Below are 12,180 nucleotides of genomic sequence, written 5' to 3' on the forward strand. Positions count from 1 at the left end.
ATCAGGTGCGCGGGACCTCGACCTCTTCGAAGACCTCGATCTTGTCGCCGACCTCGATGTTCGGGTAGGACAGGACCATACCGCACTCGTAGCCTGCGCTGACCTCGGTGACGTCGTCCTTCTCGCGTCGCAGGGACTCGATCCTGACGTTGTCTGCGATGACGTTGCCGTCGCGGACCAGGCGGGCCTTCGAGTTGCGGCGGACCTTGCCGCTCTCGACCATGCAACCGGCGATCAGACCGATGGCGGAGGCCTTGAACAGTGCACGGATCTCCGCGACACCGACCTCGCGCTCCTCGTAGATCGGCTTCAGCATGCCCTTGAGGGCTGCCTCGACCTCCTCGATGGCCTTGTAGATGACGGTGTAGTAGCGGATGTCCACACCCTCGGTGTTGGCCTCCTCGGTGGCCTTGCCCTCGGAGCGGACGTTGAACGCGATGATGACTGCGTTTGAGGCGGATGCCAGCGAGACGTTGGTCTGCGTGACGGCACCGACACCACGGTCGATGATGTTGAGCTCGACCTCGTCCTCCATCTCGATCTTCAGGAGGGACTCCTCCAGCGCCTCCACGGAGCCGGCGTTGTCACCCTTGAGGATGAGGTTGAGGACACTGGTCTCCTTGAGCACCGCATCCAGATCCTCGAGGGAGACGCGCTTGCGGGCGCGTGCCTGCGCTGCGGAACGCCTGCGGGCGTCACGCTGTGCGGCGATCTGACGTGCGACACGGTCGTCCTCGACGACGAGCAGGTTGTCGCCGGCGCCGGGGACGCCGTTGAGGCCCTGCATCTGGACCGGACGGGACGGACCCGCCTCCTCCACATCGTGACCGTGCTCATCGATCATGCGGCGGACGCGGCCGTAGGTGTCACCCACGACAACGGAGTCACCGACGCGGAGGGTACCGCGCTGGACCAGGACGGTGGCCACCGGGCCACGGCCGCGGTCGAGGTTCGCCTCGATGGCGACACCCTGGGCGTGCATCTCGGGGTTGGCGCGCAGATCCAGGGAGGCATCCGCCGTCAGGACGACAGCCTCGAGCAGCTCATCGATGTTGGTGCCCTGCTTCGCGGAGATGTCGACGAACATGGTGTCGCCGCCGTACTCCTCCGGAACCAGGCCGTACTCGGTGAGCTGGCCACGGATCTTCTCCGGGGAGGCCTCCGGCTTATCGATCTTGTTCACCGCGACGACGATCGGCACATCGGCCGCCTTCGCGTGGTTGATGGCCTCCACCGTCTGCGGCATGACACCGTCGTCGGCGGCGACCACGAGGATCGCGATGTCCGTGGACTTGGCACCACGGGCACGCATGGCGGTGAACGCCTCGTGACCCGGGGTATCCAGGAAGGTGAGCCGGCGCTCACGGCCCTCGATCTCACGACCGATCTGGTAGGCACCGATGCCCTGGGTGATGCCGCCGGCCTCACCCGCACCGACCTCAGCCTTACGGATGGTGTCGAGCAGTCGGGTCTTACCGTGGTCGACGTGACCCATGACGGTCACGACCGGCGGACGCTTGGCCAGGTCATCCTCGCCACCCTCGTCCTCACCGAACTGCAGGTCGAAGGACTGGAGGAGCTCGCGGTCCTCGTCCTCCGGGGAGACGACCTCAACGACGTAGTTGATCTCCTGACCGAGCAGCTGGAGGGTCTCCTCCGGCACAGCTGCGGTGGCGGTGATCATCTCGCCCAGGTTGAACAGCGCCTGGACCAGTGCGGCCGGATCGGCGTTGATCTTGTCCGCGAAATCGGACAGGGAGGCGCCACGACGCAGACGGATACTCTGGCCACGGCCGTCGGGCAGGCGGACGCCACCGATGACGTTCGGCGCCTGCATTGCCTCGTACTCGGAACGCTTCTGACGCTTCGACTTACGGCCGCGACGCGGTGCGCCACCCGGACGCCCGAAGGCACCCGCGGTGCCGCCACGGCGTCCGCCGCCGCGGAAACCGCCGCCGCCCGGACCGCCGCCCGGACGACCGCCGGGGCCGCCCTGGCCACCGCGGCCACGACCGGCTCCGGCAGCCTTCTGCGGCATCTGGCCCGGGGTCGGGGCCTGGGAGGCCGGAGGCATGTTGGCCGGGGACGGACGACGTCCGCCGCCCTGTGCCGGACGGTCACCACCGGGACGCGGGGCACCCTGGCCGCCGGGACGCGGTGCGCCCTGGCCGCCCTGGCCACCACGGCCACCGGGACGGGGACCACCCTGGCCACGTCCGCCGCCCGGACGCGGTGCCGGACGCTCGCCGCCGGAAGAGAACGGGTTGTTGGCGACGCGGGGACGACCGCCCGGACGCGGCATGGGACGCGGCATGGCGTTGGCCGGGGTGGGGCGCTCCCCACCCGGCTTCGGGGCGCCACCCGGCTTCGGGGCGGGCTTGGCTGCGGCCGGACCCGGCTTCGGGCCCGGCTTGGCTGCGGCAGCCGGCTTGGGGGCCGGTGCCGGTGCAGCCGGCTTCGGGGCCGGTGCGGCAGGCTTGGCCGCCGCGGCCGGGCTCGGGGCGGGCTTGGCTGCGGCAGCCGGCTTGGGGGCCGGTGCCGGTGCAGCCGGCTTCGGGGCCGCCGGGCCCGGCTTCGGGCCGGGCCTGGGGGCCGTTGCTCCCGGCTTCGGGGCCGGCTTCGAGGCCGCTGCTCCCGGCTTGGGGGCGGCCTCCTTCTCGTAGAGATCCAGCATCTTACGGACCACCGGGGGTTCCACGGTGGAAGATGCGGTCTTGACGAACTCACCCTGCTCCTTGAGCGTGGCAAGCAGTTCCTTGCTGGTTACGCCGAGCCTCTTGGCGAGCTCGTGGACGCGTAGCTTTCCGGGCACTTTTCTCCTCTTGTTGTTACCAGAGGTCGAGTCAAGCCCCGGAAAGGGAACTCGACCTCTAGATGATGTCTGTGACTTTCATCGCTGATGCTTCATCGTGCTGTGCTCATCAGTGTTCGGTCTTCCTTGTGATGTCGGGTCCGGCGGCCTGCGCCGCCAAGTACGTGCGTACGGGACCTGTGTCCGGGATTCTCCCGGACACCCGAAACGCCCGCCCGAAGGCGCGGCGTTGTTCCGCCAGCTCGAGTGCCGCGAGATCAGGGGTGATCCATGCTCCCCTGCCGGGGAGGCTGCGGGAGGGGTCCGCCAGGAGGCGGTTCTCATCCGCGGGATCGACGACCACCCGGAGCAGCTCCGTGTCCGGTCTGCGTTCGCGGGTGGCGATGCAGGTACGGACGCGGATCTCACGGGTCTGCGTCATTCGTCTCCTACAGAAAGCCTGATCATCAACGGCACGTGGGCCATCGAACAGTTTACGCTATTTTCACCTGGAATTGAACTCCCGGCTGCACTCGGGGTCAGTTGATGTCCGAGTGGATGTCGATTTTCCAGCCCGTGAGGCGTGCGGCGAGGCGGGCATTCTGCCCTTCCCGGCCGATGGCGAGGGAGAGCTGGTAGTCCGGAACAGTCACGCGCGCGGTCTGGGCCTCGGCATCCGTGATCTCCACGCGGACGACCTTGGACGGGGCGAGGGCGTTGCCGACGTAGGTGGCGGGGTCCTCGGAGAAGTCGATGATGTCGATCTTCTCTCCCCCCAGCTCGTTCATGATGTTGGTCACGCGCTGTCCCTTGGGGCCGATGCAGGCGCCCTTGGCGTTGAGCCCCTTGACCTTGCCGGAGACGGAGACCTTGGAGCGGTGGCCGGCCTCGCGGGCGATGCCGAGGATCTCGACGGAACCGTCGGCGACCTCGGGCACCTCCAGCTCGAACAGTCCGCGGACGAGTTCGGGGTGGGTGCGCGAGAGGTTGACCTGCACGTTGCGGGGCCCCTTGTTCACGCCCACGATGTAGGCCTTGATGCGGTCGCCGTGCTTCAGCTTCTCGCCGGGGATCTGCTCTGCGGGCAGCAGGATACCGTCCTGGGGGTCGGCCTCAGTGCCGAGCTGGACGATGACGATGCCGCGGGAGTTCGCGGTCTCGTCCTTCTGCACCACACCAGAGACCACGCGGCCCTCGAAGGCCTGGTACTCGTCGAAGAGGCGGACGTTCTCCGCCTCGCGGAGGCGCTTGACGATGGCCTCGCGGACCACCTGGGCGCTCAGGCGCGCGAAGTTGTCGGGGGTGTCGTCGTACTCGGAGCCGACCTCGCCGTCCTCGTCGAGTTCGGAGACGATGACCGCGACGGAGCCGGTGTCCTGGTCGATGTCCACGCGGGCCCGGGAGTCCCCCTCCTCACCGCGGTATTCGCGGTAGGCCTGGATGAGTGCGCTGCCGATCGTGCGGAGCATGTCGTCCACCGGGATGGACTTCTCCTTCTCGATGGTCCTCAGCGCAGCCATGTCGATATTCACTTGTTTTCCTCCTGCCAGGCGAGCGCCTGGTCATAGTCGAGTCCCGTCAGCTCGGTTTCCGCTGCCGGGGGTGTGGCGAACTCAATTTCTACCACCGCACGGGGGTTTTCGGAAAATTCCAGGACGCGCATCTCGCAGCCCTTCTTCACCGGCCGCACGAGCACCACGGAATCCTCGCCGGGGGCCAGCGCACCGACCCGCCACACGGACTTCTGGCCGTCCTCCAGCAGTTCCACCAGGCGGTTGCGGTTGCGGCGCCAGTGGCGCGGCAGGGTCAGGGGGGCGTCGACACCCGGGGTGGAGACCTCGAGGGTGTAGCCGGCGCCGAGGTTGACCTCGCCGCGCTCCTCGGCGGCGTCGAGACGTGCGGAGACCTCCTGGGAGACCGCCTCGAGCAGGTCGAGGTCGGGCCGGGAATCCGAGTCCACCCGGATGCTGACCACGGATTTGCGGCCCGCACGGGTGACCTTGACGCCCTCAATGTCGAGACCGCAGGAGTCGGTGACGGGAGTGATCAGTGTGACTAGTTCGTCTTCGCCGGGGAATGCCATGCCCATCAGCCTATCGCGGGTAGGGTGTCGGCTGTGAAACGTCGATTCGCCCTCCTCCTCACCCTGCCGCTTCTGGCCTCCTGCTCCGTCGGGGACGTGGCCTCCGCGCTGGGGCCGCGGCCGAATTCCCAGGTCGCCGAGCTGGCGGACCGCGCGGCCAGCGACGCCGCCGCTCTCGACGGCGCGGCCGCCGAGGTGCGGGCCCGCCACGCGACGGAGCTCTCCGCCGAGATCACGCGCCTGTGCGGCACCCACGCCGACGGCACCGTCCCCGAATCCTGCGCCTTCCAGGCCGAGGTGACACAACTGGCTGAGACGGACGTCGAGGATTCCCTGCTGCTGAGCCTGGATACGGCAGTGCCGGAGGAATCCCACGCCCTGGTCATCCGGCAGGCCGTGGACCTGGCGGAACTGGGCGGGGGCGAACTGCCCGCAGACACCCAGGTCAGCGACAGCCGCGACATCGATGCCGCCCGGGAACTGCTGCGCCGCGAATACGCCGCCGCCTGGGGCCTGGGGCTGGCCAGCGCGTACCTCTCCCCCGCCCGCGGCGCAGAGATCGATGAGCTTCTCGACGCCCACGACGAGCGCATCCTCGCCCTCCGCGAGATGCTCGCCCCCCATGGCGAGGTGCCCGTCGCCGAAGCCGGCTACGAGCTGGCGGGCGTCACCGGACCCGCGGATGAGGTATTCGTCGCCCGCCTGCAGGAGGACCTGCGGCAGGCCTGGCTCGGCGCTGCGGTGCAGGCCCACGACACCCCCTGGCGGGAGTTCGCGGTCCACGGCACCGCGAGCATCAACTAACCGCGGACCAGTTCGACGACCTTCGCCACGGCCTCATCAGCGGCGACGTCGAGGGTCTCGCCGCCGCGGATGCGCAGCTCGACCTTGCCCTCGGCGAAGGACCGGCCGAGGACCACGGCGAAGGGCATGCCGAGCAGCTCGGCGTCCTTGAACTTGACACCGGGGCTGACCTTGGGGCGGTCGTCGAAAAGCACCTCGATGCCGGCGGCGTCGAGCTCGGCGACCATGCGGTCCCCGGCCTCCAGGGCGGCGGCGTCCTTGTTCGCCACGACCACATGCACCTGGTACGGGGCGATCTCGACCGGCCAGTTGAGGCCCTTGTCATCATGGCGCTGCTCGGCGAGCACGGCCATGAGACGGGAGACACCGATGCCATAGGAACCCATGGTGGGGATGGAGCGCTTGCCGTTGACGTCGAGGATCTGCACGTCGAAGGCCTCGGTGTACTTGCGGCCCAGCTGGAAGATGTGGCCGATCTCGATGCCACGCTCCAGCGTCAGGGTGCCCTGGCCCGCCGGGGCCGGGTCACCCTCGCGGATCTCGGCGGCCTCCACGAAACCGTCGACCTCGAAGTCCCGGCCGGCGACCAGCCCGACGACGTGGCGGTTGGGGGCGTCGGCACCCGTGATCCAGGCGGTGCCGGTGACCACGCGGGGATCGGCGAGCACGCGCACACCGTTGGCGGCCAGGCCGCGCGGGCCGACGTAACCGCGGACGAGGAAGGGGTTCTTCTTGAAGTCCACGTCCTCGGCCATGGCGACCTCGGCCGGCTCGAGGGAGGCCTCGAGGCGCTTCATGTCCACCTCGCGGTCACCGGGAACGAGCACGCCGAGCAGCTCCGGCTCCTCCGCACCCGGCTCGGTGACCTTGACCACCACGCACTTGAGGGTGTCGGCGGCGGTGACATCCAGACCCTGCGAGTTCGCCCAGTCCACCAGGGTGGCGATGGTCTCCGCATCCGGGGTCTCATGCTCCACGGCCGCAGGCAGCCCCGCCACGGGACGCTCGGTGCCCGGCTGGGTGACCACGGCCTCCACGTTCGCGGCGTAGTCGCCGCCGGTGGCGCGGACGAAGCTGTCCTCACCGTTCCCGCTCAGCGCCAGGAACTCCTCGGAGGCGGAACCGCCCATCGCGCCGGAGGTGGCCTGGCAGATGGCGTAGGAGATGCCCAGGCGGTCGAAGATGCGCTGGTAGGCCGCGCGGTGTGCCTGGTAGGAGGACTCCAGGCCGGCGTCATCCATGTCGAAGGAATAGGAGTCCTTCATCACGAACTCACGTCCACGCAGGATGCCGGCCCGCGGGCGGGCCTCATCGCGGTATTTGGTCTGGATCTGGTACAGCGTGACCGGGAAGTCCTTGTAGGAGGAGTACAGGTCCTTGACCGCGGAGGTGAACATCTCCTCGTGGGTCGGCCCGAGCAGCATGTCCGTGCCGCGGCGGTCCTGCAGCCGGAAGAGTTCCTCGCCGTACTCGGTCCACCGGTCGGTGGTCTCGTAGGGCTCACGCGGCAGCAGCGCCGGGAAGAGGAGTTCCTGGCCACCGATCGCGTTGATCTCCTCACGCACGACGTCCTCGATCTTGCGCAGGGTCCGCAGGCCCAGCGGGAGCCAGGAATAGACACCCGGGGCGGCGCGGCGGATGTAACCGGCGCGGACGAGCAGCTTGTGGCTGGGGACCTCGGCATCAGCGGGGTCTTCGCGCAGCGTGCGCAGAAACAGCGTGGACAGACGTGTGATCATGAGCAGTCACATTACCCGGTAGCCTACTGGGCATGCTGATCGTGCTCCCCCCTTCCGAAACCAAGGCACCCGGCGGCGACGGACCCGCCCTCGACCTCGGGGAACTGTCCTTTCCGGACCTGAATCCCGTGCGGGGGAATCTGGTGGACGATCTGGCTGCGCTGCCGGTCGATGAGGCACTCGGGGTGTTGAAGATCTCGGCGAGGCTCCGCGGCGAGGCGGAGGCCAACCTGGCGTTGCGGAGCTCGCCGACGATGCCTGCCATCCACCGCTACACCGGGGTGCTTTTCGACGCCCTCGACGCCCCCACCCTGCCCACTGCCGCGCTGGAGCGCCTCGCCGTGGGCTCGGCACTGTTCGGTGTGGTGCGTGCCACCGACCCGATCCCCCGCTACCGACTCTCCGGCAGCACCCGCCTGCCGGACGCGCCGACGCTGAAAACCCGGTGGGGTGGGCTGATCACCGGGGTGTTGGCGGCGGAGGATTTCGTGGTGGACCTGCGTTCCGGTGCCTACCAGCAGCTGGGGAAGGTGCCCGGCGCGCTGACGGTGCGGGTGGAGCGTGACGGGAAGGTGGTCAGCCACTTCAACAAGCAGTACAAGGGGGAACTGGCCCGGGTGCTGGCGCTGGCTGGGGAACCGGCGCGCGGCATCGACGATGTCGCGGAGATCGCCCGCGCCGCGGGGATGACGGTGGAACGCGATTCTGGCTTTCAGCTGACCCTGGTGGTGTAGTTGTCCCATGGTTGACGACTCAGGCATGAGGAAGGTGGCTGTGCTCTCCCCCTCCCGCGCGGCCCCGGCGATGGGTCCGGCGGTGCACGAGCAGGCGATGCGCCGCCTGCGGGAGGAGTTCGGTCTGGAGCCGGTCGAGTACCCCACGACCCGCACGCCTGATTCCACCCCGGAGGACCGGGCCCGCGACATCATGGCTGCGTTCACCGACCCGGAGATCACGGCGGTCTTCGCCACCCTCGGCGGCGACGACCAGGTCACGGTGATCCCCTTCCTCGATCCCGGGCTGATCCGGGCCAATCCGAAACCCTTCTTCGGTTACAGCGACAACACGAACATGCTCAACCTGCTCCACGGCCTGGGTGTCCCCGCCTTCCACGGCGGCAACACGCAGGTGCAGATCGGCGCGGGTCCGGAGCTTGACGGCGTCCTGCGCACCTCCCTCACCGCGGCCCTGAACGGCGGCGGCCTCATCGAGGTGACGGATCCTGGTCAGTCGGAGGACCACGGGATCCGGTGGAGCGATCCCCTGGCCCTGAGCGAGAACGGCCTGCGCGAATCCACCCCGCCGTGGCGCTGGGCGGGTGCGGCGCGGAAGGTCAGCGGTCGCACCTGGGGTGGCTGCCTGGAGGTGATCACCCAGATGTCACTGGCGGACCGGATGCCACGGGTGGCGGATCTGGCCGGCGGGATCCTCATGATTGAGGCCTCCGCGCGGCTGACCAACACCCACGGGATCATGGAGATCGTCCGTGCCCTCGGTGAGGCCGAGGTCCTCGGGGCGGTGCAGGGCGTGATGCTGGCCCGGCCACCCGCCCGCAGTCTCTTCCTCCCTGACCACAGGGACCGCGGGGAAATCTACGACGCCGTGATCGAACAGGTCGAGCTCTACAACCCGGAGGCCGTCGTGGTCTGTGGTGTCCCCTTCGGCCACACCCGTCCGCAGTGGGTGCTGCCCTACGGCGGGACCGTGGTGCTGGACGGGGTGGAGCAGCGGGTTTTCGCGGACTACTGATTATCAACGGGCGCGATTTATCAATCCCACCTTCGGCGCCTCGCCCCACCACCGGGCCGGGCGCAGCCTCATTCTCGAGGAGTTCAGCGAGGCACTCCACAGTCACCCGGGACACCCCTCCCGGAGCATGGTCATCGACGGTGCCCGCGGCATCGGCAAGACGGTCCTGCTCACTGAACTCGAGAACCTCGCAGCGCAGCAGGGTTGGGTCGTGTTGCGGGCGACCGGACGCCCCGATTCCGCCCCCACCCTCATCAACACGACAATCCCCGCGAAGATCGCCGAACTTGACCCACCCGCCGGTCGCACCGTGACGGCGGTGCAGGTCAGCGTTTTCCGCGTGGACACCGAGCTTCTCGACGCCCCCTCCCTCAAGGGCGTACCCCCCGGCACAGCTGGACTATCTGCGCGCCATGGCAGAACTGACTGACGAGGAGGTGTCCAGCACCGCCGTGGCGGAACACCTGGGCCGGCGGCCCAACGAGGCCCCCCGCCTGGGGCCGGGTCTCCTTCACCCTGCCGTATCTGGCGGAATTCCTCCGCGGTGAATCACGTCCGACGCGGGTGAGCTGACACCCACACCCCCACCGTCGCGGTCACCGCGGTGCCGAGCATGACCGCGACCATGGCCACCGGCTGGGACACCCCGGCCGCGGCAACCAGGCCCACCAGCGGGGAGAGGATGCCGGCCATGATGAACTGGCCTGAGCCCATGAATGCGGAGGCCGAACCGGTGACGGTGCCCGCCCGGGAGATCGCCAGGGCGGAGTTGTTCGCGAAGTTGATGCCCATCGAGGCGACCACGATGAACAGGCCGGCGAGAATGAACCAGCGGGAGGCGTCGAGAAGCGCGACCGTGAGCAGGTAGACCGTCGCCCCCAGCATCACCAGGTTGCCGATGCGGGCGAGCTTCAGCGGCCCGATCTTCTTCACCAGCCGCGCGTTGGCCAGCGCGACGAGGAACATGCCTCCGGTGTTGGTGGCGAAGATGAACGAGTACTGGACCGGGGTGAAACCGTAGTACTCCTGCAGGATGAACGGTGAGGCGGCGACATAGGCGAACATCGTGGCGAAGCTGAAGATGAAACCGACCGTGAAGCCGACGTAGGTACGGTCGCGCAGCAGTCCGCCGATGGCCCGCAGCAGCGGTCCCGCTCCCCCGCTGGAGCGTTCCGCAGCGGGCAGGGTCTCCGGGATAAAACGCCAGATCATGATCACGACGAGCAGGTTGAGCCCGGTCAGCAGCCAGAACACACCCCGCCAGCCGACGCCGTCGACCATGAGCCCGCCGATGACCGGCCCGAGGACCGGTGCCACACCACCGAGCAGCATGAGCAGGGAGAAAACACGCGCCAGCTCCGGGCCCTTCACCAGGTCGCCGGCGACGGCTCGGGCCAGCACGACCGCCGCCCCGCCGGCCAGTCCCATGACGAAGCGGGCGGCGAAGAGGATCCACGCCTGGGTGGCCAGGGCGCTGGCCATCGTCGCGAGGACGAGCAGTATCGCGCCGGTGCGGAAGAGTCCGCGGCGGCCGCGGGCGTCGGAAAGCGGGCCGGTGAGCAGCTGCCCCACGGCCATGCCCGCGAGGAAGAAGGTGATGGTCAGCTGCGCACCGGCCTGGCTGAGGTCGAGATCGCGGCCGAGCTGGGGCAGGCCCGACAGGTACATGTTGATGGACAGCGGTTCGACGGCCGAGACGAGGGCCAGCACGCCGAGGATGATCGGGGGGATCATCGTCTTCCGGTCCGCCTGGGTGGTGGTCGCCATGTGTTCTCCGCTTCGCTGGTGGTGATTATTGGTTATCTGTCAACGACCATAGCAACAGATACCCGAGGGGGTATAAATGACAGATTAGGCAACCCTAAGAAGAAATCGGTACCATGACAGTCATGACTATTACATCAACTGCCCACGTCACCACCGACCGCCCCGGCCGCTACGGCAAACAGCTGACCTCCCACCTCGGCCGCCGCCTGCACAGCAGCTGGGACGCCGAGGCCGAGCACGGCCAGATCACCTTCGGTGGTGAGGAGTTCAGCGGCGGCCTGGTCGGCGAGGTGACCCTGACCGCCGCCGAGGGCACCCTCCTGCTGGAACTGGCCACTGAGGAACAGCATGTCGAGCAGATCGAGAGTGTCGTGGGCCGCCACCTGGCCGGCTTCGGCAAGAAGGATGAGCTGAACGTCTCCTTCGAACGTTCCGACGGCACGGCCGGCACCAGCTACACCGCTGAGGAGCGCTGACCTACAGTCCCGCAACCTCGCCGATGACGTAGACCGCCGGCGCGCCGATGCTGTGCTCCGTCATCGTCGCAGCCAGCGTGCCCAGGGTGCAGCGCACCGCACGCTGCGCCTCGGTGGTGCCCTCCTGGATGACGGCCGCGGGGGTCTCGGCAGGCAGGACCTCCTGCAGGGCCTGCGCGATGGCGGGGGCGTTCTTCACGCCCATGATCACGCTGATCGTGCCTCCGGACTGTGCGACGGCCCGCCAGTCGACCAGGGAACCGGGATGCCCCGGCGGGAGGTGCCCGGAAACCACGGTGAAGGAGTGGACCAGGCCGCGCTGGGTGACGGGGACGCCCGCTGCCGCCGGCACGGAGACCGCGGAGGTCACGCCGGGCACGACCTCGCAGGGGATGCCGTGTTCGCGGCAGACGGTCAGTTCCTCGAAGCCACGGCCGAAGACATAGGGGTCACCGCCCTTGAGCCGGACGACCTTCCGGCCGGCCAGGGCGTGGGTGACGATGAGCTCGTTCGTCTTCTCCTGGGTTACCTGTCTGCCGTAGGGCAGCTTGGACACGTCGATGATCTGCTTCGACGCGGTATCGCAGAGCTCGTCGAGTTCGTGGGCGGGTCCGAGGTGGTCAGTGAGGATCACGTCGGCCTGCTGGAGTGCGCGCTGGCCCCGGATGGTCATCAGGTCCCAGGCGCCCGGTCCGCCGCCGACGAGAGTGACGGAACCGGTGGTGGGAGAGGCTGCAGTCATGGTCAATCAGTTTAGGGGGCTGACTGCGG

General features: G+C 68.5%; 13 protein-coding genes. 6 read left to right on the top strand and 7 right to left on the bottom strand.

What is annotated here, in order from left to right:
- Position 1: 1 nt before the first annotated feature.
- From infB to rimP, 4 genes are all read right to left on the bottom strand, one after another.
- Positions 2 to 2,812 (bottom strand): translation initiation factor IF-2, encoded by a 2,811-nt coding sequence (infB, locus tag NYP18_RS06065; protein WP_259427272.1) that lies wholly within the window; start codon positions 2,810 to 2,812, stop codon positions 2 to 4.
- A 109-nt stretch (positions 2,813 to 2,921) separates the two neighbouring features.
- Positions 2,922 to 3,233: a YlxR family protein gene (locus NYP18_RS06070; RefSeq protein WP_126121542.1), complete on the bottom strand. Its 312-nt coding sequence runs from the start codon at positions 3,231 to 3,233 to the stop codon at positions 2,922 to 2,924.
- 97 nt (positions 3,234 to 3,330) lie between these two features.
- Positions 3,331 to 4,323, bottom strand: coding sequence for a transcription termination factor NusA (nusA, locus tag NYP18_RS06075; protein WP_126121543.1), 993 nt, complete (start codon positions 4,321 to 4,323; stop codon positions 3,331 to 3,333).
- Complete coding sequence (rimP, locus tag NYP18_RS06080; RefSeq protein ID WP_259427273.1) at positions 4,320 to 4,874, bottom strand: ribosome maturation factor RimP; 555 nt, start codon at positions 4,872 to 4,874, stop codon at positions 4,320 to 4,322. The genes nusA and rimP overlap by 4 nt, the downstream gene beginning before the upstream one ends.
- A gap of 33 nt (positions 4,875 to 4,907) precedes the next feature.
- Between rimP and NYP18_RS15530 the strand changes: the two genes are divergently transcribed.
- Positions 4,908 to 5,678 (top strand): DUF4439 domain-containing protein, encoded by a 771-nt coding sequence (locus NYP18_RS15530; RefSeq protein ID WP_259427274.1) that lies wholly within the window; start codon positions 4,908 to 4,910, stop codon positions 5,676 to 5,678.
- Here NYP18_RS15530 and NYP18_RS06090 read toward each other — a convergent pair.
- Positions 5,675 to 7,417, bottom strand: a complete 1,743-nt coding sequence (locus NYP18_RS06090; protein ID WP_259427275.1) for a proline--tRNA ligase — start codon at positions 7,415 to 7,417, stop codon at positions 5,675 to 5,677. The genes NYP18_RS15530 and NYP18_RS06090 overlap by 4 nt on opposite strands.
- A 32-nt stretch (positions 7,418 to 7,449) precedes the next feature.
- On the opposite strand from NYP18_RS06090, the gene yaaA reads away from it, so the two are divergent.
- From yaaA to NYP18_RS15620, 4 genes are read left to right on the top strand one after another with little or no spacing between them, the layout of a single operon-like run.
- Entirely contained in the window at positions 7,450 to 8,151 is a 702-nt protein-coding gene (gene yaaA, locus NYP18_RS06095; protein ID WP_259427276.1) for a peroxide stress protein YaaA, read from the top strand.
- Positions 8,152 to 8,158: 7 nt separating this feature from the next.
- Positions 8,159 to 9,166 carry a S66 family peptidase gene (locus NYP18_RS06100; RefSeq protein ID WP_259427277.1) on the top strand — a complete coding sequence of 336 codons (1,008 nt, stop codon included), beginning with the start codon at positions 8,159 to 8,161 and terminating at the stop codon, positions 9,164 to 9,166.
- Entirely contained in the window at positions 9,069 to 9,596 is a 528-nt protein-coding gene (locus tag NYP18_RS15535) for an ATP-binding protein (protein ID WP_259427443.1), read from the top strand. The genes NYP18_RS06100 and NYP18_RS15535 overlap by 98 nt, the downstream gene beginning before the upstream one ends.
- On the top strand, positions 9,580 to 9,714 hold the full coding sequence (locus NYP18_RS15620) for a hypothetical protein (RefSeq protein WP_500784493.1): 135 nt from the start codon (positions 9,580 to 9,582) through the stop codon (positions 9,712 to 9,714). Before NYP18_RS15535 ends, NYP18_RS15620 begins: the two co-directional genes overlap by 17 nt.
- A 1-nt stretch (position 9,715) precedes the next feature.
- Here NYP18_RS15620 and NYP18_RS06110 read toward each other — a convergent pair whose 3' ends face one another.
- Positions 9,716 to 10,933, bottom strand: a complete 1,218-nt coding sequence (locus NYP18_RS06110) for a multidrug effflux MFS transporter (protein WP_259427278.1) — start codon at positions 10,931 to 10,933, stop codon at positions 9,716 to 9,718.
- 122 nt (positions 10,934 to 11,055) lie between these two features.
- Here NYP18_RS06110 and NYP18_RS06115 point away from each other — a divergent pair, with 122 nt between their 5' ends.
- Positions 11,056 to 11,409 (top strand): DUF2218 domain-containing protein, encoded by a 354-nt coding sequence (locus NYP18_RS06115; RefSeq protein WP_259427279.1) that lies wholly within the window; start codon positions 11,056 to 11,058, stop codon positions 11,407 to 11,409.
- A 1-nt stretch (position 11,410) separates the two neighbouring features.
- On the opposite strand, the gene cobA is transcribed toward NYP18_RS06115, so the two are convergent.
- A complete protein-coding gene (gene cobA, locus NYP18_RS06120; RefSeq protein WP_259427280.1) occupies positions 11,411 to 12,151 on the bottom strand; it encodes a uroporphyrinogen-III C-methyltransferase in 741 nt (246 codons plus the stop codon).
- Positions 12,152 to 12,180: the final 29 nt, after the last annotated feature.

Source organism: Corynebacterium lemuris, from assembly GCF_024919295.1.
Taxonomy (GTDB): domain Bacteria; phylum Actinomycetota; class Actinomycetes; order Mycobacteriales; family Mycobacteriaceae; genus Corynebacterium; species Corynebacterium lemuris.